The 20,276-nt window shown below is 32.8% G+C and carries 19 protein-coding genes; 7 read left to right on the forward strand and 12 right to left on the reverse strand.

What is annotated here, in order from left to right; all coding sequences use genetic code 11:
- Nucleotides 1-20 precede the first annotated feature (20 nt).
- Nucleotides 21-2,192, forward strand: coding sequence for an ATP-binding protein (locus ASF10_RS23280; protein WP_056254990.1), 2,172 nt, complete (start codon nt 21-23; stop codon nt 2,190-2,192).
- A 41-nt stretch (nt 2,193-2,233) separates the two neighbouring features.
- Here the strand turns inward: ASF10_RS23280 and lpxK are convergent, their stop codons facing one another.
- Genes lpxK through ASF10_RS23295 form a run of 3 tightly spaced genes read right to left on the reverse strand, consistent with a single transcriptional unit; the run spans nt 2,234 to nt 3,772 of the window.
- Nucleotides 2,234-3,256: a tetraacyldisaccharide 4'-kinase gene (lpxK, locus tag ASF10_RS23285; protein WP_056254991.1), complete on the reverse strand. Its 1,023-nt coding sequence runs from the start codon at nt 3,254-3,256 to the stop codon at nt 2,234-2,236.
- Nucleotides 3,257-3,260: 4 nt separating this feature from the next.
- On the reverse strand, nt 3,261-3,542 hold the full coding sequence (locus ASF10_RS23290) for a Txe/YoeB family addiction module toxin (protein WP_056254994.1): 282 nt from the start codon (nt 3,540-3,542) through the stop codon (nt 3,261-3,263).
- Complete coding sequence (locus tag ASF10_RS23295; protein WP_056254997.1) at nt 3,518-3,772, reverse strand: DUF2683 family protein; 255 nt, start codon at nt 3,770-3,772, stop codon at nt 3,518-3,520. The genes ASF10_RS23290 and ASF10_RS23295 overlap by 25 nt, the downstream gene beginning before the upstream one ends.
- Nucleotides 3,773-3,928: 156 nt before the next feature.
- Here ASF10_RS23295 and ASF10_RS23300 point away from each other — a divergent pair, with 156 nt between their 5' ends.
- The 3 genes from ASF10_RS23300 to ASF10_RS23310 all read left to right on the forward strand — a co-directional run bounded on the left by ASF10_RS23300 (nt 3,929) and on the right by ASF10_RS23310 (nt 6,893).
- Nucleotides 3,929-5,023: a Nif3-like dinuclear metal center hexameric protein gene (locus ASF10_RS23300; RefSeq protein WP_056254999.1), complete on the forward strand. Its 1,095-nt coding sequence runs from the start codon at nt 3,929-3,931 to the stop codon at nt 5,021-5,023.
- Nucleotides 5,024-5,026: 3 nt separating this feature from the next.
- Nucleotides 5,027-5,806 (forward strand): zinc ribbon domain-containing protein, encoded by a 780-nt coding sequence (locus ASF10_RS23305; RefSeq protein WP_055093298.1) that lies wholly within the window; start codon nt 5,027-5,029, stop codon nt 5,804-5,806.
- A 214-nt stretch (nt 5,807-6,020) separates the two neighbouring features.
- The gene (locus ASF10_RS23310; protein ID WP_056255002.1) at nt 6,021-6,893 is read left to right on the forward strand and encodes an alpha/beta fold hydrolase; all 873 of its coding nucleotides are present in this window, start codon (nt 6,021-6,023) and stop codon (nt 6,891-6,893) included.
- 187 nt (nt 6,894-7,080) lie between these two features.
- Here the strand turns inward: ASF10_RS23310 and ASF10_RS23315 are convergent, their stop codons facing one another.
- Nucleotides 7,081-7,761, reverse strand: coding sequence for an ArsR/SmtB family transcription factor (locus tag ASF10_RS23315; protein WP_056255005.1), 681 nt, complete (start codon nt 7,759-7,761; stop codon nt 7,081-7,083).
- A gap of 75 nt (nt 7,762-7,836) precedes the next feature.
- Here ASF10_RS23315 and ASF10_RS23320 point away from each other — a divergent pair, with 75 nt between their 5' ends.
- The 3 genes from ASF10_RS23320 to rluF all read left to right on the forward strand — a co-directional run bounded on the left by ASF10_RS23320 (nt 7,837) and on the right by rluF (nt 10,327).
- Entirely contained in the window at nt 7,837-8,988 is a 1,152-nt protein-coding gene (locus ASF10_RS23320; protein ID WP_056255008.1) for a cytochrome P450, read from the forward strand.
- Nucleotides 8,989-9,002: 14 nt separating this feature from the next.
- Entirely contained in the window at nt 9,003-9,347 is a 345-nt protein-coding gene (locus ASF10_RS23325; protein ID WP_056255234.1) for an antibiotic biosynthesis monooxygenase family protein, read from the forward strand.
- A 122-nt stretch (nt 9,348-9,469) separates the two neighbouring features.
- Entirely contained in the window at nt 9,470-10,327 is an 858-nt protein-coding gene (gene rluF / locus ASF10_RS23330) for a 23S rRNA pseudouridine(2604) synthase RluF (RefSeq protein ID WP_056255011.1), read from the forward strand.
- Nucleotides 10,328-10,404: 77 nt separating this feature from the next.
- On the opposite strand, the gene ASF10_RS23335 is transcribed toward rluF, so the two are convergent.
- The 8 genes from ASF10_RS23335 to ASF10_RS23370 form a co-directional block, all read right to left on the reverse strand.
- Nucleotides 10,405-11,331, reverse strand: a complete 927-nt coding sequence (locus ASF10_RS23335; RefSeq protein WP_056255014.1) for a magnesium transporter CorA family protein — start codon at nt 11,329-11,331, stop codon at nt 10,405-10,407.
- Nucleotides 11,332-11,540: 209 nt separating this feature from the next.
- On the reverse strand, nt 11,541-12,929 hold the full coding sequence (locus ASF10_RS23340) for a DUF4173 domain-containing protein (RefSeq protein ID WP_056255016.1): 1,389 nt from the start codon (nt 12,927-12,929) through the stop codon (nt 11,541-11,543).
- 58 nt (nt 12,930-12,987) lie between these two features.
- Nucleotides 12,988-13,278 (reverse strand): winged helix-turn-helix domain-containing protein, encoded by a 291-nt coding sequence (locus ASF10_RS23345; RefSeq protein WP_055093284.1) that lies wholly within the window; start codon nt 13,276-13,278, stop codon nt 12,988-12,990.
- Between the two features lie 8 nt (nt 13,279-13,286).
- The gene (locus tag ASF10_RS23350; protein ID WP_056255019.1) at nt 13,287-13,901 is read right to left on the reverse strand and encodes a hypothetical protein; all 615 of its coding nucleotides are present in this window, start codon (nt 13,899-13,901) and stop codon (nt 13,287-13,289) included.
- A gap of 632 nt (nt 13,902-14,533) precedes the next feature.
- Nucleotides 14,534-15,418 carry a bifunctional 5,10-methylenetetrahydrofolate dehydrogenase/5,10-methenyltetrahydrofolate cyclohydrolase gene (locus ASF10_RS23355; RefSeq protein WP_056255237.1) on the reverse strand — a complete coding sequence of 295 codons (885 nt, stop codon included), beginning with the start codon at nt 15,416-15,418 and terminating at the stop codon, nt 14,534-14,536.
- Between the two features lie 144 nt (nt 15,419-15,562).
- Nucleotides 15,563-16,915: a signal recognition particle protein gene (gene ffh / locus ASF10_RS23360; RefSeq protein WP_056255022.1), complete on the reverse strand. Its 1,353-nt coding sequence runs from the start codon at nt 16,913-16,915 to the stop codon at nt 15,563-15,565.
- Nucleotides 16,916-17,186: 271 nt separating this feature from the next.
- Complete coding sequence (locus ASF10_RS23365) at nt 17,187-18,869, reverse strand: MBOAT family O-acyltransferase (protein ID WP_056255024.1); 1,683 nt, start codon at nt 18,867-18,869, stop codon at nt 17,187-17,189.
- Between the two features lies 1 nt (nt 18,870).
- Entirely contained in the window at nt 18,871-20,202 is a 1,332-nt protein-coding gene (locus ASF10_RS23370) for a GDSL-type esterase/lipase family protein (RefSeq protein WP_241775007.1), read from the reverse strand.
- Nucleotides 20,203-20,276: the final 74 nt, after the last annotated feature.

The following is a 20,276-nucleotide window of genomic DNA, read 5'->3' on the forward strand; positions in this document are numbered from 1 at the left end:
TTGTAAAAGCATTGTAATACATGAAACAACTCTTTTTTATTGTTTTTTGTTTTTTTAATTCATTTTTGTATTCTCAAACCAAAAAGAATACAGATAGCGTTTCCTATTACAACAAGTTGGTAAACACTAATCTGGGCAACAAAAAATATAAAGAAGCTGTTTTTTTTACTAAAAAATCCATTGATTTTTGCGAAACAAATCACAAACAGGAGAGTTTGGCAAATCAAACTTTCAAGCTTGGAAAAATTTACTACAAACAACATAAATATGATGAAGCCCTAAAAAGCTTTCATAAAAGTGTTGCCTCATTTGATAGTGTAAAACCAACTTGTACCAAAGTCTTGGCATTACATTATATAGGTGTTGCAAATACTGCAAAAGGCAATTATGAAACTGCTGAACTGTATTATAAAAAAGCAGATGATCTTTTAAACCAGTTAAAAATTGCCGATCATGCTCAAATTTTAAGCTATCAGAAAGCGATGGCTTTAAAAGCAAATAAAAATTTACCGCTTGCTGCAAAAGTTCTTCAGGAAATCACCAAAAAACCTGATAATTCACAAATTCTTAAAACAAAAGCAGATTCTTATTATCAGCTTGGTTTAATCGAAACCCAACTTAAAAGAAATGATTCGGCTATAATTTATCTGGACAATGCTTTAGATTACAACTCAAGAGGCAATGATTTGGCTAAAAAGTCAAAAATTATTTTAGCGATCAGCCAATATTACAAGCAGAATAAAAATTTTGATCTCGCCTACTCTTATTTAGATGAACATTATCAGTTAGAAAATTACATCCTAAAATTAAAAAATGCCAAATTTGATCTTAATGAATTTGAAAAATTCAAAAAAAATCAATCCTTAAACAATACTATTAAACGTGAAAGTGATGAAAAAATCCAGCTAAAAACCTACCGGTATTCTAAGTTGGTCAGTATTTTAGCCATCGCACTTATTTCTATTTTATCGCTTTTGAGTTTAGCGCTGTATAAAAACAACATTATTAGAAATCAGAATAATTTACTTTTAAGAGAGAAAAACAAAGAACTTATCCTTGCTAAAAACAAAGCTGAAAAAGCATCTAAAGCCAGATCAGAATTTTTATCAACCGTAAGTCATGAACTACGAACTCCGCTAAACGCTATTAACGGAATTACCCATTTACTTCTTGAAGATCATCCCAAAAAAACACAATTAAAATATTTAGAATCTTTAAAGTTTTCGGGAAATTATCTCACAACATTCATCAATGAAATCCTTGAAATAAATAAAATCGATTCGACTAAGGTTGAAATAGAAAATATTTGCTTCAATCTAAAAGAGCTGCTATTTAATATTCAGACTTCCTTAAAAGAATTAGCAACCGCCAACAAGAATTATTTTAATCTAGAAATAGACGATGCAATTCCGGATAATTTAATTGGCGATCCTACCAAAATTTCTCAAATCATTTTAAACCTGATTAATAATGCATTAAAATTTACTCAAAACGGAAATGTAAATGTAATTGCAAAATTATATGCTGAAGAAGATGATAATGCAACCGTTTATTTTGAAATTGTAGATACCGGAATTGGTATTCCTGAAGATAAACTACAAACTGTTTTTGAGAGTTTTTCGCAAGGATCTATAGAAGTCAATAGAAAATATGGCGGAACCGGTCTAGGACTTACAATCGTTAAAAAACTGATTGAACTTTTAGGTGGCGAAATAAAATTAAAAAGTGAAGTAGGCAAAGGTTCAACTTTTACCTTTAAATTAAAATTTAAGATTAACAACGAGCCTTTGGAAGTTGTAGAAGAAGCAAAACCTTACAACGATAAGCAATTAAAACATAAATCTATTTTGTTGATTGAAGACAATAAAATCAATCAAATGATTACGCGTAAGATGCTTGAAAACAAAGCGATTACATGCGAAATTATCGATAATGGAGAAGATGCTGTTGAACTTTTAAAAGTAAAGCGTTTTGATATGATTCTAATGGATGTTCACTTACCGGGAATCAACGGAACAACAGCTACAAAGTTAATCAGGGACTTTGACAAAACAACTCCAATTATAGCTTTAACAGCTATTTCGCTGGACGAAAACAGAGATATGCTTCTCTCTTTTGGAATGAATGATGTAATCACAAAACCATTTGTTCCAGATGAATTCTATAGTATAATTGCTAAGTTTTTTGATTAGCTTTCTTTAATACTCTATCCCGAAGCTTCGGTAGTGAGTTGCTAAAATTCTAAGTTGTTTTTGACATACTCCAAAATCGTTGCATCAAAATTTTGATGATGATTAATAAACGTACTTTTTATGGGCAAATAGTACAATTGCGAAGTTAGTTCAGAATCTTTTAACCGAACATAATCTTTTTCTGTCGTGATGATTCTTTTATTTTGAGCTTTATTTTGAATGGACTCTAAATCTGTATCAGAGAAATTATGATGATCCGGAAAAGTCAGACATTCATCACTTTCATTCTTTAAATAATCAAAAAACGGAGTTGGTTTTGCAATTCCTGCCAGAAGCAGTTTCGATTCGGCTTTGATTTGATTAACCCCTATTTTTTCATTTTCTCCATAAATAAAATCATCATAATCTATAAAAGTAAAATAGATTTGTTGGGAACAAGTAAGTTTTAACTTCAGCCGAATTTGAGCTTGTGTTTCATCAGATAAATCTTTTGGACATTTTGTTACAATTATAATATTAGCCCTGTTAGCTCCGGTCCTGCTTTCGCGAAGATTTCCGGTTGGTAACATAAAATCATCTGCATACAAGTCATCATACGAACTTAATAAAATATAAAATCCTGCTTTTACTTTACGGTGTTGATAGGCATCATCTAATAAAATAACTTGCGGTTTTTCATTCTGCGAAAGCAATTGTATGATTCCGTTTGTTCTGTTTGCATCGACAGCAACCTGAATATTTGGAAATTTTTGATAAAACTGAAAAGGTTCATCGCCTAAAATTTCGGCATTCGAAGTTTCGCTTGCCAAAACAAATCCTTCAGATTTTCGTTTATAACCGCGACTTAAAGTAGCAACTGAATATCGATCAGATAATAACCGAATAAGATATTCGATTTGAGGAGTTTTCCCGGTTCCGCCAACGCTTAAATTTCCAACAGCAATTACCGGAATATCAAATGAAGTTGATTTCAGAATTCCTTTATCAAAAAGAAAATTCCTTACTGAAGTAATGAATCCGTATAAAATGGCAAACGGAAAAAGTATTTTTCGAAGTAAGTTCATAAAGTTATTTATCTGAATAATGTCCCATTGCAGAGATTACAAAAACGGTAACAATATTTTCTTCAATCCTATAAACTAATCGATCTTTTTGATTGATTCGCCTTGACCAAAGACCTGAATATTCATGTTTTAATTGTTCAGGATTTCCAAAACCCTGATCCGGATTTTCTGTGAGTTCAATCAAAATTTTAGCAATATTCTTTATCGAAATTTTATTTCCTGATTTTTTATGTTTTTCTATTTCCTGATTTGCGATTTTAGTTACTTCAACCCTAAACTTCCCCATATATCTTTTGGATCTAGCGTTGTAGTTTCGCCGTTTTTAATATTCTCTTCTGCTTTTTTAACCTTTTCAATAAATTCTGAACTATATATGCTTTGCTCCTCGTTAACTTGTCCATAATTGTCTGTTTCAACAATTTCAATTTCCTCAAAACCTTTAAAACTATCAAACATTGCGATAAAAGCTTTCCCTATCTTAGTGTGTTCGTTTATTTTTACGGTTAGCGTTTTCATGATTCTTGATTTAAACACAAAGATACAAAATTGATACATTAGTAATATAATCTATTACCACTAGTAACAATAAGTATTACCAGATATAATATTTTTCGTTAATTTGCTATAAGTTACTTTATAGAACTTGAAACTTAAAACCTGAAACAAAATTTAATGAAAATCAAAAATATAATAGCAGTTCTGGAAGAAATGGCACCTTTGGCTTACGCCGAAGATTTTGACAATGTTGGACTTTTAGTGGGCGATGCTGAAACAGAAAGTACAGGAGTTATAGTTTGCCACGATGCTTTAGAAAATGTAATCGAAGAAGCTATTGCCAAAAACTGTAATCTGGTAGTTTGTTTTCATCCTATTTTATTCTCTGGAATTAAAAAAATCACAGGTAAAAACTATGTTGAGCGTGCGATCCTCAAAGCCATTAAAAATGACATTGCTATTTATGCCGTTCACACCGCTTTAGACAATCATTCTGCCGGCGTTAACAAAATATTTTGCGATGCTTTGGGATTAACAAATACCAAAGTTTTGATTCCGAAGCAAAGTTTTATTAAAAAACTGGTTACTTATACAACTCCTGACAATTCAGAGAAAGTTAGAAATGCACTTTTTGAAGCTGGTGCCGGAACTATAGGCAATTATGATAATTGTAGTTTTAATACCGAAGGCTTTTTTACCTTTAAAGGAAACGAAGACAGCAATCCTGTTATTGGAGAAAAAGGAAAACTACATACCGGAACTGAAATAAAAATTGAAGTCGTTTTCGAAAAACATTTACAGTCTAAAATCCTGAAAGCACTTTTTGCAAATCATATTTATGAAGAAGTCGCTTATGAAGTTTATGATTTGCAAAACTCGCATCAAAATATTGGCTTAGGAATGATTGGTGAATTTGAAACTGAAATGGACGAAAAAGAGTTTTTGTTTTTTGTAAAAGATAAAATGATTGCTGACGGAATTCGTCATTCTGCCTTTAGAGGAAAAAAAATAAAGAAAGTTGCCGTTTTGGGAGGTTCAGGAAGTTTTGCCATAAAAAATGCAATCATGGCTGGAGCCGATGCTTTTTTGACTGCAGATTTAAAATACCATCAATTTTATGAAGCCGAAAATCGACTACTTTTAGCCGATATTGGTCATTTTGAGAGCGAACGCTATACAAAAAACTATATTGTTGATTATCTTCGAAAAAAAATCCTTAATTTTGCCATCATTTTATCAGAAGAAAATACAAATCCAGTTAAGTACTTATAGAATATGGCGAATACGAAAGAATTAAGTGTTGAGGACAAGTTAAGAGCAATATACGATTTACAGCTTATTGACTCTAGAATTGACGAAATCAGAAACGTGAGAGGTGAACTTCCTTTAGAAGTGGAAGATTTAGAAGATGAAGTTGCAGGTTTAAGCACGCGTTCAGAGAAACTGAAAAGTGAACTTGAGGTTATTGAAGATCTTATCAAATCGAAGAAAAATGCGATTGATGAGCACAAAGAGGTTATCAAAAAATACACAAAACAACAAGAATCAGTTCGTAATAACAGAGAATTTAATTCGTTGACTAAAGAGGTTGAATTTCAGGAATTAGAAATTCAATTAGCTGAAAAGCAAATCAAAGAAATGAAAGCTTCTATCGAACATAAAAAAGAAGTTATTTCTAATTTAAAAGAAAAACTTGACGCTAAAAGTTCGCACTTAAAACATAAAAAATCTGAATTAGACGCTATTATGGCTGAAACTCAAAAAGAAGAAATCTTCTTATCTGAGAAATCAGCTGAGTTTTCAGGACAAATCGAAGAAAGATTATTAGCTGCTTACACTAGAATCAGAACTAGTGTTCGTAACGGTTTAGCTGTTGTATCTATCGAAAGAGGAGCATCTGCAGGATCTTTCTTTACTATCCCGCCACAAACTCAGGTAGAAATTGCTTCCAGAAAGAAAATCATTACTGATGAGCACTCTGGAAGAATCTTAGTCGACAGCGCATTAGCTGAAGAAGAAAAAGAAAAAATGGAACAATTGTTCTCTAAATTCTAATACGAGTCCCGATTTTATCGGGACTTTTTTTTGCCTAAAATTGTCCGCTAATTTAGCTGTCATTTTTTACGCCACGAATTTCACCAATTTCACTAATTATATTTTGTTTCTATAATAAGAATAAAAATTCGTGCTAAATTTGTGAAATTCGTGGCGAATCTTTTTTTTAGATCTGGTTTCGAAAAATTATTGTTTTATCATTATACTTATTGTTTTGGGAATTAAAAAAGGAATCCGTTTCATTACATTAAAATCGGTTGGATCATATATTAACTTTTTAAGTTATGTTCGTCCGCAAAAAGCTGTTGAACTTTCTTATGCACTTTTTAGTCAGCCCAGAATTGGACGATTACAAAAAGAAGATTTACCCAAAATATTAAAAAATACAGAAACAGAAACGTTTCTTCATAACGAACATCATTTTCAGACTTACATCTGGAAAGGAAACGAAACCAAAATTCTTCTAGTTCACGGTTGGGAAAGCAATGCTTCGCGCTGGAAAAAAACTTTACCACATCTTCAAAAATCAGGAAGCACCATTATTGCGATTGATGCTCCGGCTCATGGACAAAGCAGCGGGAAAGAATTTAACATTCCGCTTTATGCTGAATTCATCAATAAAGCGGTAGAAAAATACCAGCCTACAATTATCATTGGTCACTCTATTGGTGGCGCGGCTTGCGTTTATCATCAATACTTATTCCCCAATACTAGTATCAATAAAATGGTAATTCTTGGAGCACCATCAGATTTAAAAACATTGATCGATAATTATATTGCAATCCTGAGTTTAAATACCAGGATGTTTTCACTTCTTGAAGGTAAATTTGCTACTCGTTTCAATTTCAAAATAGACGAATTCTCCGGACAAAAATTTGCTTCTCAATTTAATGTTGCCGGTTTTATTGCACATGACACTTCAGATAAAATTGTTGCTTTTGAAGAAGGTAAAAAAATTGCCAGTAACTGGAAAAATAGTCAGTTTATAGAAACTAAAGGTTTAGGTCACGGAATGCATGATGATGAATTGTATCAAAAGGTAATTGAGTTTTTGTTTTCTGAAGGTTCTGAGCCACTAAGTCGCTAAGGTATTACGTTTTTTTCCTTAAAAACGGTAGTATTGTCATTTCGACGAAGGAGAAATCTTCGCAAGAAATTCCGTAACGAAAACCCAATCTTTGTCGAGCTTCTCACGAAGATTTCTCCTTCGTCGAAATGACAAGATTGCGTGAAATCTATTAATCTGAAGTCTAAAATCTGTAATCTAAAATTACCTAAACAACAATCTTAAAATTCTTCAACATTTCTTTTTCACCTTTTCCCGTTATCATTATTGCTCTTGAATCTTTCGTTCTTCTGATCCAGTCTTGTTCCAGCATTTTATTCAGTAATAAAGTTCCTATTGAGCCTGCAATATGATTTCGTCTTTCGCTCCAATCCAGGCACGGTTTTAAGAATATTCGCTTTTGCTTTTGGGCTTCTTCTAAATTAATTCCAAAATCTGAGAACCATTTTTCTCCTTCGGGGCTAATTTCGAAAGCATTATTCTTTTCGATTATTATTTTTTGTTCTAATAAACTATCGGCTAAAGCTACTCCTATTTTACCTGCTAAATGATCGTAACATGTTCGGCAATATTTTATTGGAGGATAATTTTCCGTTTTCTTTTTTGATGAAATCTCCGGCTTCGGAATTAAGTTTGCCATTGCTTCAACGACGTAAGCAACTTCTTTGCTGGAAAATCTGTAATATTTATGTCGGCCTTGTTTTTCAACACAAAGTAAATCAGCTTCAAGAAGTTTTCCCAAGTGCATACTCATATTTTGCGGCGATGTATTTACAGCAACAGAAAGTTCTGTGGCTGTAAAAGCCCTTCCGTCCAACAATGTCCACATAATGGCTGCACGCGTGGCATCGCCAATTAATCCTGCTGCTTTTATAAATTGATCTTCCATTTAGGTTTTCATAGTTAATTACAGACTGAAGTATTGATTTGTAAAGTTAGATAACTTTGCTAAAAAGATACTACTATGACTTCTACTTTATTCCTTCAGTCTAATGTGCAAGATCCTTATTCAATCTATCAATCGATATTGAATAAAAACCCGATATATTGGGACCAAGACAATAAAATCTGGGCGATTTACTCGTATAAATATTGTGTTGAAATCCTGAAAAATCCTGAAGCTTTAATTCCGGTTATCAATCTGAACAACGAACAGAAACTAAACAAAAATGCATTAGACATTCTGACTAACTTAACAAGATTATCAAATGGAATTCAGCATGAAATAAATCGCGAAATTGCCAATTTGCTGTTTCAGAATATGAAGTCTGTCGAGATCAATACAATCCTTTCACAATTAATAAAAGATGATTTAATCGAAAATAAAATCGATTGGGTAAATTCGGTTTGTAAAAAATTACCGCTTTTGGTTGTTCTAAAAAGTTTTAGTTTTAAGGAAAATGATTGCGCTTTTATATTGGATAAAATCGAAGTTTTGGTTAAAATAATGCTTCCAATTAAAAGTGAAGAACAAGTGAAATTGATCAATGAAGTTTCTGAAACGATCTTTTGTATCGTAGAACAACAACTTTTATCATTAGATTTTTATGAACTATTATTAAATAAAACATCAAAATCAGGAGCTTTTTCGCTTGACGAAATTAAAACAATCGCTATTAGTAATTTAATTGGCTTGTTTATTCAAAGTTACGATGCGGGAAGAGGTATTTTGAGTAATTCGTTGTTGCAAATTCTTGCGAATAAAAGTTTTTCAGATAAAAGCGAAATACAAAAATCTATTATAGAGACTTTGCGATTTGATCCGCCAATTCATAATACGAGAAGAGTTGCAAATTCTGATATTATTTTAGAAGAAACGATTATTAAAGAAGGGGAGAAAATACTATTAGTTCTTGCTTCGGCAAATCGGGATTCTGAAAAATTCGAAACCGAATCAAATTTCGATATAGAACGTGTGAATAATAATGAGAATCTAACTTTTGGGATTGGCGGACATATGTGTCTGGCGAAACATTTTTCGATTAATTTGGCTACTGAAGTTTTGTGGTTTTTATTTAAAGAACACAATACAATTAAGCTTTTAGAAAATAGCATAGAATACGAACCTATTATTAATGCCCGATTACCTAAAAAAATTTGGATTACAATACAATAATAAAAAAACAAAATATGATAGCTGTAATTTTTGAAGTAGTTCCCAATGAAGGAAAAAAAGAAGAATATCTGGATATCGCTGCAAGTCTGCGACCAGAATTAGACCACATAGAAGGTTTTATTTCGATAGAACGTTTTCAGAGTTTTAGTAACCCTGAGAAAGTTTTGTCTTTGTCTTTCTGGAAAGATGAAGAAAGTATTCAGCAATGGCGAAATCTTGAAATGCATCGTCACGCTCAGGAAAAAGGACGAAATGAGGTTTTTAAAGATTATCATTTAAGGATTGCAACTGTTGTTCGCGATTATGGAATGTTTGAACGAAAAGAAACGCCGGAAGATAGTTCGTCTTATCACGGATAAAGGTTTTCTTTTTAGGTGCTAAGGTTCTGAGTCGCTAAGTTGCTAAGTTTTTATTTAAGAACCTAACAATCTAAAATCAGAAATCTAAACTCTAAAATCGAATTTTTGCCTACTTTTGCAGTATGGAAGAGAATTTAAAACGTCTGAATAAATTTATTGGTGAAACAGGATATTGTTCTCGCCGTGAAGCTGATAAACTTATTGAAGAAGGACGCGTAACAATAAATGGTGTTGTGCCTGAAATGGGAACTAAAGTTTCTCAAAATGACGAAGTGCGTATTGATGGAAAACTGATTGTTGAGAAACACGAAAAATTGGTTTACCTGGCTTTTAATAAACCTGTTGGAATTGAGTGTACAACGAATCTTGAGGTTCGTAATAATATTGTAGATTATATTAATTACCCAAAACGTATTTTCCCAATTGGAAGACTGGATAAAGCGAGTGAAGGATTAATTTTTATGACAAATGACGGTGATATAGTAAACAAGATTTTACGCGCCAGAAACAACCACGAAAAAGAATATACGGTTACGGTTAACAAACCTATTACAGAGCGTTTTATACAACGTATGGGAAATGGTATTCCGATTCTGGATACTGTGACTAAAAAATGTAAAGTGGAGCAAATTAGCCAATTTACTTTTAAAATTATTTTAACGCAGGGTTTAAACCGTCAAATTCGTAGAATGACTGAGTATTTGGGTTATGACGTAACGGCGCTTAAACGTATCCGTATTATCAATATTTCACTTGATGTTCCGGTTGGTCGTTATCGTGATTTGACTGATGATGAAATCAAAGAATTAAATCATTTAATCGAGCCTTCAAGTAAAACCGAAGAGGCAAGTTTACCAAAACCTGAACCTCAAAGTCCAAGACGAAGAACTGACTTTTTATCAAAAGATGATGTTCCTAAACGAAGAACAGATTTTATATCAAAGGATGATCCTAGATTTAAGAAAAAAGGAGATTACTAAATTGATCTTTAAAAAAAAGACCCTTTCGCGGAAACGAAAGGGTCTTTTTTTATATAATGCTTTTAAGAATGATTTTCTCAGAACCATCTTCTTCTTTTAAATAGAAAAACACCAAAAATTGATAAGATTACAGATACTAAAAGAAGTATCCAGATTCCGTATTTACTTTCTTCTAAACCGTTTGGCACGTTCATTCCGTATAAACTGGCAATTAAAGTTGGAATCATTAGAATAATAGAAATTGAAGTCATTTGCTTCATGATATTATTCATATTATTAGAAATTACTGAGGCGTAAGCATCCATCATTCCGGTTAAGATATTGCTGTAAATATTCGCAGTATCCTGGGCCTGACTAATTTCGATATCAACATCTTCTAATAAATCCTGATCAAAATGTTCTCTTTGGGCTTTTAAATTTTTAATTCTGTGAAACAAAACATCGTTTCCTTTTAAGGAAGTAATAAAAAATACCAGACATTTTTCTATTTGCAAAAGCGCCTGTAATTCTTCGTTCTTGATTGATTTCTCTAAATTATCTTCGGCAAGTTTTATCTTTTGATTGATTTGTTTCAGATATTTTAAATACCAGACACTTGAGGATAATAACAATCTTAAAACAAGATCAAAATTATCTTTTATATGTATATTTTTTCGGTTGGTATATTGTACAAAATCAGAAATAATTTCGGTTTCGTAAAAACTGATGGTAACGCAAACATCTTCTTTAAAAATTAATCCCAGCGGAATCGTTTGAAAAGGCAGTTTAACATCATTACTTTTTACTGGTATACGCATGATAAACAAAGTCCATCCATCTTCAGCTTCCATACGAGGTCTTTCGTCGATATCTTCAATATCATTATAAAAGGCTTCGGGAACTTGAAGTTCTTCGAGTAAATATTTTTTTTCTGTTTCTGAAGGAGACTCAATGTTGATCCAGCAGTTTGGAGTCCATTCTGGTGTCTCGATTAATCCGTTGTTGTTTTTGTAAAAGGCTTTCATTTCAAAATTGCAGGGTTTATCATAGCATTTTGAAAAGATTCAAAAGCTATTTTAATTTAATACTAACGAATAATAATCGTCCATTGGAGAAGTTTTTTTTAAGTGGTGCAAAAGTATCCTTTATTTTTATGAACCAAAAATTTAAAATTATAATTAAATACTAAAAAAACCATCTTCAGTATTTTTACTAAAGATGGTTTCTGAGAAAATTACTTTTTATTATTCAAAAACTCATAATAAAGTGCCTTTGATAAAAATGTTTTGTTCTGATATTCATCAATTTGTTCTTCTTTTTTAATTTCAATTAATTGTCCGTCTAAATGAAGTTTTGAAAAATAGGCTCTTCTGGCATCATCATTAAAATTCAACCCGCTCAAAAATCTTGGTTCAACTCCTTTATTTACTGAGATATTATAGTTTGTAATTAGATTTCCCCAATTTACAAAACTGCACAAAAGTATTGTTCCGTAGAAATACCAAACCATTTGATTGACTAAATAGGCATTTGTTTTTTGTCTTCTAATTTTTAAAAATGTAAATATTAATCCAATTATTGCTAAAATCAGAAAAGCATAAACTCCCAATCGTTTGTAAGTTAATCCGAAGAAAGAAACATATTCTGAATTTTTAACGATTGTGCTTACAATTAAAAGTCCGTTTAATACAATCCAGATTTTAGCTAACTTTTTAAGTGTAGTTGCTTTTTTATCAAAATTGAATCCGCCTTTAAAGTAGAATAGTATTACACCAACTGCCAAGATTATTGAAAAAATCACTGAATTGACTCTTTCGTGCGTATCTGCACTTAAATTTGATTTTTCTATGACTTCAAAAAACTGTTCGTAGTTATAGGTTACAATAAAAACCAAAAGCATAAAATTTAGCAATAGTAATGTAATCTCACCACTTTTTCTTTCGAAGTCAAGATCAAGAAATGAAAATGTGTTTTGGTTTTTGATTTCTGCAATATTATCAAAATCATTATCCAAGATTGCGTTTTTCTCATAACAGACTTCCGGTACCCAATAATTCCAGAAACTGAATGAAATATAAAAACCCAGAATTCCGATTAGAATGACTTCTACGATATCAATATCTAAAGTATAGTCTGTAAGCAAAGAAGAAAAATGAGTACTTCCAAAAGAATAAGCAGCAAAAAATACTGTTAGAAAAATCGCCGGAATAATAAAATAAGCAACCAGTTTTTTAGCAAAATTATTATGGATTTTTCTTTCCGGAAGCCATTGGCTAAACATGAAAATACGACCTAGAGAAGCAAATGCATTCAGGAATACCAATGGAAATATCTGTATAATTTTAAGTTTAGATTCCTGGGTTTTAAACTGTAAAAAGAGAATTGACATTGCCAAAGCCAAAAAAGAAACAAAATCTCCGTACCAGGCAAAAGCGAGACATGATAAAACCGAAGTTACGACTAAGATTAAATGTGATCTGTCTGTAAATCGATCCTGAAAGTAATAACAGATTGAACCTGTTAGCAATAGCCCAAAAATAGCGAGGTTTACTCCTATTGACTCGTTGTAAAAAAGCAGTGTAAATATTAAACTGCAAGCTAGAATAATTTGGTGTTTTTTCATGGTTTTAATTTTAAAAGTACTTTGTATTTCAAAGTAATTAGGTAAAAAAATAGAGTTATTACGATTTCATTAATTTTTCAAGATAAGATAAGTGCTCTTTAAAGGCCGCACGTCCTCTGGGAGTAACCTGATAAGAGGTTTTGGGTTTTTTACCCACAAACTCTTTTTTGACTTCTATATATTCTGATTTTTCGAGCGCTGAAGAATGACTGGCTAAATTACCATCTGTGATATTAAGAAGATTTTTCATCTCTGTAAAATCAACCCATTCATTGACCATCAGAACGGACATAATACCCAATCTGACACGGCTTTCAAAATCTTTATTTAGTTTATCAATAATTCCCATTGCGTGGATTATTTATATTTTTTGAACATTATTAATCCGTACAAGATATGCAAAATACCAAATCCTATGATCCAAAAAACTAAACCATATCCAATATAAAAAAGGGAAATAAATCCTAAAATTAATTCACAAAAACCCAGATATTTAATATCTGAAAAAGTATATTTTTCAGCATTTATAAGTGATAAACCATAAAAAATTAAAGTCGCCGGAGCAATTAAACCATAAATTTCGTGATGCAAAAGTGCCAGACAAAATATACCTCCTGCTAACAAAGGAACTGCTAAATTGAATAACATCTTTTTTGTAGCTGATGTCCAGATTGGCAAATCGTATTTTCTGCTTTTTCTTATGGTAAAAAATATACCAAAAGCAAAAGCACTAACTAAAATTGCAACACCAATCCAGAATAATTCTGAAACTAAGTTACTAGTCAACAATATATGTTGGTCAGTAAAATATTCGATCCCGTTTACTTTGAATAATTGATAAACGTACAATCCGCCAATTAAAGCCGATAAGCCTGCGAAAACTCCTGAGAGTCCGCTTAAGGATATAAATCTTGAAGAGCGCTCCATCATGGAACGAATATGTGCTAAATCTTCTTGGTGCTTCTGATTCATAAATAAAGTACTTTGTGTTGCAAAGTTATATTTTATTTTGAATTGACAAGTATTAAAGTTGATTTTTTTTGTTGTGATTTTTTTCGATGCGTTTAAATCGATCTGTATTATTTAAAAATGTGTAATCCCTACGGGATATTTTGTGGGTTTCGAATGTTTTTTTTCAACCAACCATTGGCTACCCACCTGTAACTCCTAGCGGAGTTAAATCTCGTCCCGTTGAGCAATTATTAAGTTAAGTTAAAAAGAAAAACGCAATATTGTCAGGCTGAGCGGAGTCGAAGCCCCGTACGTAACTCAACGCATAAAATTTTACCGCAAAGTTCGCAAAGGATTACGCAAAGTTCTCAAAGTTTTGTGAATTGCGCTTTGCTTTGAGATCGCAAGAGGGATTGTGTTTAAAGCTTAACTTAATGACATTGCCCGCTGGGACTGCTGCATCACGCAAAGTTGCGTGAGGGATAGAAGCTAGCTACCGAAGTAGCGCGGATAGCCCGACCTTATCCCGACAAGAGGGCGAATAACCGTAAAGTAAGTTTGCCCTCTTGTCGGGATAAGGTCACGCCCAAAGCATATAAAACAACAAAGCCTACTCGGTTAAATAGGCTTTGTTCATATTTATTTGAAGGGAATTATTTTTTCGCGCTTCTCATTTTTCTTGCTAAAAGGGTATTTTTAAGCAACATTGCAATTGTCATTGGTCCTACTCCACCAGGAACTGGCGTGATAAATGATGATTTCTTGCTTACACCGTCAAAATCTACGTCACCTTTGATAACGTATCCTTTTGGGTTTGATGCATCTTCTACACGAGTAATTCCAACATCTACGATTACAACTCCGTCTTTAACCATATCTGCTTTTAAGAATTCAGGAACTCCTAAAGCTGTGATAATAATATCAGCGTTTTTAGTAAACTCGGCTAAATTTTTAGTTCTACTGTGAGTTAAAGTTACTGTAGAATCTCCAGGATTTCCTTTACGGCTCATTAAGATACTCATTGGGCGACCTACGATGTGGCTTCTACCAATAACAACGGTATGTTTTCCGGCAGTTTCTACGTTGTAACGCTCTAATAACTGCATGATTCCGAATGGTGTTGCAGGAATGAAACTTTCCATTTCCAGAGCCATTCTACCAAAGTTTGTTGGGTGAAAACCATCAACATCTTTATCCGGATCGATTGCCAATAAGATTTTTTGTTCGTCGATATGTTTTGGTAATGGTAACTGAACGATAAATCCGTCAAGATCGTCATCTTCGTTTAGTTCTTTGATTTTTGCCAGTAAAGCTTCTTCGGTGATATCTTCCGGTAAACTTACCAAAGTTGAATCAAAGCCAATTTGCTGGCAAGATTTTACTTTACTTCCTACGTAAGTTAAACTTGCTCCGTTTGTTCCTACGATTACGGCTGCCAAATGAGGTACTTTTCCCCCGGCATCTTTTATCGATTGAACTTCGGCTGCGATTTCGTTTTTAATGTCTTCAGCTGTTTTTTTACCGTCTAGTAGTTGCATTGTTTTTTTGTTGTTTTGTTTCAGGTTTAAAGTTTCAAGTTTAACGCTAAAAGCGAAACTTATTGCATTTAGTATAATGAAAAAAGTTTCAAATTTCAGTCTCACAACTTGAAACCTGAAACTTGAAACTTTTTACTTTTTTTATTATCTCGGCATTCCGCCTGGCATTCCTTTCATGCCTCCCATCATTTTCATCAGGTTTTTTCCGCCCGGACCTTGCATCATCTTCATCATTTTGCTCATTTGGTCGAATTGCTTCATTAACTGATTTACTTGCTCGACTTTGGTTCCGGAACCTTTAGCGATTCTGGCTTTCCTTTTTACGTCGATTATGGCAGGTTTACTTCTTTCGATTGGCGTCATCGAGTGAATGATTGCTTCTATATGTTTAAAAGCATCATCTTCTATTTCTACATCTTTCATGGCTTTTGAAGCTCCCGGTATCATTCCAACCAGGTCTTTCATATTACCCATTTTCTTTACTTGCTGAATTTGAGTTAAGAAATCATCAAAACCAAATTCGTTTTTAGCGATTTTCTTTTGAAGTTTTCTTGCTTCTTCTTCGTCAAATTGTTCTTGCGCTCTTTCTACAAGAGACACAACGTCTCCCATACCTAAGATACGCTCTGCCATACGGTCTGGATAGAAAACATCAATTGCTTCCATCTTCTCGCCTGTACCTACAAATTTGATTGGTTTGTTTACAACCGTTTTAATCGAAATTGCAGCTCCACCACGTGTATCTCCATCTAATTTGGTTAAGATAACTCCGTCGAAGTTTAAGATATCGTTGAACGCTTTTGCTGTATTTACAGCATCTTGTCCTGTCATTGCATCTACAACAAACAAAGTTTCCTGTGGCTGAATTGCTTTATGAACACGAGCAATTTCATCCATCATTTCTTTGTCTACTGCCAAACGTCCAGCTGTATCGACAATAACAACGTTAAAACCGTTTGCTTTTGCATGTTTGATTGCGTTTTGAGCAATCTCTACAGGATTTTTATTATCTGGCTCTGAGTAAACCTCAACACCTATTTGATCTCCTACAACATGTAACTGGTTGATCGCCGCAGGACGGTAGATATCACACGCTACAAGAAGTGGCTTTTTGTTTTTCTTAGTTTTTAAAAAGTTGGCAAGTTTACCAGAGAATGTTGTTTTACCAGAACCCTGAAGTCCTGACATCAAAATAACACTAGGAGTTCCGGAAAGATTAATTCCAGCAACATCGCCACCCATTAATTCTGTTAGTTCGTCTTTTACTAACTTCACCAATAATTGTCCTGGCTGAAGTGTTGTTAAAACGTCCTGACCTATTGCTTTTTCTTTTACTTTGGTGGTAAAATCTTTAGCAATTTTAAAGTTAACATCGGCATCAAGCAAGGCACGACGAACTTCTTTTAAGGTATCGGCAACGTTTACTTCTGTAATTTTACCGTGTCCTTTTAATATATGGAAGGCTTTATCTAACTTATCACTTAAATTATCAAACATAATTTTTTCTTTATTTGAAGTGCAAAGATAATCTAATTAGGTATTTCAGGCAATTTTTATTTAGCTACAAAGTGCGTTTTGATTTTACCGCAAAGTGCGCTATGTTTTTTTGCTCGCAAAGTCGCTAAGACGCAAAGTTTTTTTTGTTTCACGCAGATTTAGGCAGATTTTAAAAATCTTTTTAATCCTTTAATCTGTGGCATTAATTAAAAAAAGGCGCAAAGAATAAATCTTTGCGCCTTTGTAACTTTGTCCCTTTGAACCTTTTTTTTTAAAATTGAAAGTAAATAAAAGGTTGTGAACCGGCAACTGCTGTTGCATAAACGATCCAATATACAAATCCCAGGATAATTGCTTTTCCTATTAAAGGGGTTTTATCGAAAATAAATTTCATTTTTGATGTGATAACTTCCGGTAAAAAGTGCCAAACGTATCCAAACAACATCAATAAAAACACATTTTTATATCCTAAAATAATTGCCTGCCAATGTTCTGGTTCGAATGTTAACTGACCAATATTATTGATGACTTGCAAAGCTGTTTCGAAATCTCTGGCGCGGAAAAAGATCCAGCAGAATACGACGAAATGAAATGTGATTATGATTGAAAAAAGTGTCCATAAAAAGTTTGAACCTTCACCTTCTTTTTTGGATGGAAAAAACTCCATGAACATTTTATGAACTGCTAATGCTAATCCGTGTAAGGCTCCCCAAACAATAAATTGTGCTCCTGCTCCGTGCCATAATCCGCCTAAAAGCATTGTGGTAAACAAATTGAAGTTGGTTACTAATGTTTGATTTTTTTTAGAAAGTAAAAAAGTCAGACAAAATGCTATAATTGATCCAATTGCTATAGAAAACGGAATATAACTTTCTTTTATATTTGACATTCCCCAAAGTAATAATCCAAAGAAAAACAAACTTGGGAATAGAAATCCTGCGAATGTTCCTTTACGATTTCCTCCAATAGAGATGTACAAGAAATCTTTTAACCAGGTTGATAACGAAATATGCCATCTTCTCCAGAAATCAGTGATCGAAGTTGATTTATATGGCGTTCTAAAATTGGCTGGTAATTTGAATCCTAATAACAATGCGATTCCAATTGCCATATCTGAATATCCTGAAAAGTCACAATAAATTTGGATCGCATATCCGTAAGATGCCATTAAATTCTCGAACGATGTATAATTCATTGGTGTATCAAAAACACGGTCAACGAAGTTTATCGAGATATAATTTGAGATTACGGTTTTCTTGATTAATCCACCAATAATCAAAAACAAGGCGTTGTTTACATCTTGCTTTGTTAGATTTAGTTTTTGATAAATCTGCGGTAGGAAATCTTTTGCTCTAACAATTGGTCCGGCAACTAATTGCGGGAAAAACGAAACGAAAAATAAATATTCGATGTAGTTTTTTGTTGGCTTAATTTCTTCACGATAAATCTCGATAATATAACTCATCGATTGAAAGGTATAGAACGAAATACCAACTGGCAGAAAAACATCATGAAGTTCAAAATTACCCTTAAACATATCGTTGTATGTAACGATCATGAAGTTCATGTATTTAAAATACCCTAATAAACCCAAATTAAGGATTACACTTATTACAAGGTAAATTTTCTTTCGGCTGTCTTTTGCCTCTTTATAGATAATTTGGCTTAAGCCGTAATCTACGACCGAGGAAAGTAATAGCAGCAAAAAGTAAATTCCGCTTGACTTATAATAAAAGAAAAGCGAAAAGAGAATAACGTATGTTAACCTCAAATAAAATGTTTTACGCAAAAATGCGTACACAAAATAAAACACAAGAAACAATCCTAGGAATAAGCCTGTATTAAATAGTAGTTTTTCTTCGGGATTGTATATAAACCAACTTTTAGCCTGTTCCAGAGTAATTGTACCAAAATTATGAACAAACCAATTATTTATGCTATCTGTTGTAATCAACTTAATTTTTTAATTTAAAATTATCGTATGCTTTTAAAAACGCCTCTGTAAACAAATTTCCCTGTTTCTCGTATCCTTTTTTTGAATAATGAACCCAATCCGGCCCAATTAATCCTGCGGATTTTAAATTTTGGATTCCGTCCATTCCTCCAAATTCATCGTATAAATCCCAAACTGCAAATCCATCTGTTTTTGCAATTTCAATAATACTTTTTGCATAATCCCGAATATAAGTATTAGGTCTTCTTGCTTTAAGTAAAGAAGGTGGCGGAGTCATAACAAGTATGGAGACATTGCTATTTTGATCTTTTATGTTTTTTATAAACTCCCTTAATTCCTTTATATAGGCAGAAGCTTCCATATGATCATAACTTTCATTTGTTCCCAGTGAAAAAATCAATAAATCCGGATGCACTGCTTTTAACTGCTGAAAAAATAATGGGTATTTATTATAATCTGAAAATTTCGCTCCGTTTACCCCTATTCCGCTATACATTACTCCGGGAGAATCTTTTTCTAAAACAAGTCCGTTAAGCTCATATTTATCTGCATTTTTATTGGGAATCAAATAAATTTTATCTAATGCTTTATCAGAATGGTACGAATGAGTAAACGAATCTGATTCAAGATCTAAAGAAACAAACGCTGAACTTGTGATGTTTTTTGGTTTTGTTTCGTTAGTTAAAATTTTCAAGGTTCTTCCTGCACGAATATTATTTGATTTAAGGTGATTTTCTCTTTTAATTTCGGCTATTGAAATATTATATTTATCCGCAATTGTCGAAATGGCTTCGCCTTTTTTTATTTTATGTGTTATTATTTTTCGCTCTGTAGATTGAATTGTTTTAGTTTGGGATGATGTAGCCAAATCAAACATATCCTGGTTTTGTGGGGTAATAATATGAATGGTATTAAACTTATAAGCTGCATCTTTTATATTTAATTCGACTGCAAAACCTTCACTATCTCTCCAAAGTGCAATTCCGCTCAAACCAACCGGAAGGCTTTTGAAGGAATGAATATTTCGATAACTTTCCCAGGCTCTGTTCGAATAAAAGCGTTCATTGTAAGAACCATTTGTTTTTGCCAGCTGATACGGAAAAACAAATCCTCTGCCGGCATTTCCAAATTTTTGCTGCAGATTTTTTCTAATATCATTCGTCATTAAATCACCCTGAATATGAGAATCGCCAATATGCACAATACTTATCCTTTGATTATTGTTACTTTCAGCCTCCTTTAATTTCTTAAAAATAGTTTCTAAGACTTCTGCATTATAGATTCTTTCCTGAGAGAAAGAATCAACCGCTGCTGTATCGACTTTATGAATCATATTTTTTTTTATTGAAGGTGAATCTGTCTTTTGTGTCTTGTCATTTGCGGAGAAAAAAAGACAACAAAAGAAAA

It is taken from the genome of Flavobacterium sp. Leaf82 (assembly GCF_001422725.1).
Classification (GTDB): Bacteria; Bacteroidota; Bacteroidia; order Flavobacteriales; family Flavobacteriaceae; genus Flavobacterium.

Excerpts from the sequence above, each read along its gene's own strand:
- ASF10_RS23280 (WP_056254990.1), top strand. The coding sequence starts at position 21 with ATGAAACAACTCTTTTTTATTGTTTTTTGTTTTTTTAATTCATTTTTG.
- lpxK (WP_056254991.1), bottom strand. The coding sequence starts at position 3,256 with ATGAACTTACTTCGAAAAATACTTTTTCCGTTTGCCATTTTATACGGA.
- ASF10_RS23290 (WP_056254994.1), bottom strand. The coding sequence starts at position 3,542 with ATGGGGAAGTTTAGGGTTGAAGTAACTAAAATCGCAAATCAGGAAATA.
- ASF10_RS23295 (WP_056254997.1), bottom strand. The coding sequence starts at position 3,772 with ATGAAAACGCTAACCGTAAAAATAAACGAACACACTAAGATAGGGAAA.
- ASF10_RS23300 (WP_056254999.1), top strand. The coding sequence starts at position 3,929 with ATGAAAATCAAAAATATAATAGCAGTTCTGGAAGAAATGGCACCTTTG.
- ASF10_RS23305 (WP_055093298.1), top strand. The coding sequence starts at position 5,027 with ATGGCGAATACGAAAGAATTAAGTGTTGAGGACAAGTTAAGAGCAATA.
- ASF10_RS23315 (WP_056255005.1), bottom strand. The coding sequence starts at position 7,761 with ATGGAAGATCAATTTATAAAAGCAGCAGGATTAATTGGCGATGCCACG.
- ASF10_RS23320 (WP_056255008.1), top strand. The coding sequence starts at position 7,837 with ATGACTTCTACTTTATTCCTTCAGTCTAATGTGCAAGATCCTTATTCA.
- ASF10_RS23325 (WP_056255234.1), top strand. The coding sequence starts at position 9,003 with ATGATAGCTGTAATTTTTGAAGTAGTTCCCAATGAAGGAAAAAAAGAA.
- rluF (WP_056255011.1), top strand. The coding sequence starts at position 9,470 with ATGGAAGAGAATTTAAAACGTCTGAATAAATTTATTGGTGAAACAGGA.
- ASF10_RS23335 (WP_056255014.1), bottom strand. The coding sequence starts at position 11,331 with ATGAAAGCCTTTTACAAAAACAACAACGGATTAATCGAGACACCAGAA.
- ASF10_RS23340 (WP_056255016.1), bottom strand. The coding sequence starts at position 12,929 with ATGAAAAAACACCAAATTATTCTAGCTTGCAGTTTAATATTTACACTG.
- ASF10_RS23345 (WP_055093284.1), bottom strand. The coding sequence starts at position 13,278 with ATGGGAATTATTGATAAACTAAATAAAGATTTTGAAAGCCGTGTCAGA.
- ASF10_RS23350 (WP_056255019.1), bottom strand. The coding sequence starts at position 13,901 with ATGAATCAGAAGCACCAAGAAGATTTAGCACATATTCGTTCCATGATG.
- ASF10_RS23355 (WP_056255237.1), bottom strand. The coding sequence starts at position 15,418 with ATGCAACTACTAGACGGTAAAAAAACAGCTGAAGACATTAAAAACGAA.
- ffh (WP_056255022.1), bottom strand. The coding sequence starts at position 16,915 with ATGTTTGATAATTTAAGTGATAAGTTAGATAAAGCCTTCCATATATTA.
- ASF10_RS23370 (WP_241775007.1), bottom strand. The coding sequence starts at position 20,202 with ATGATTCATAAAGTCGATACAGCAGCGGTTGATTCTTTCTCTCAGGAA.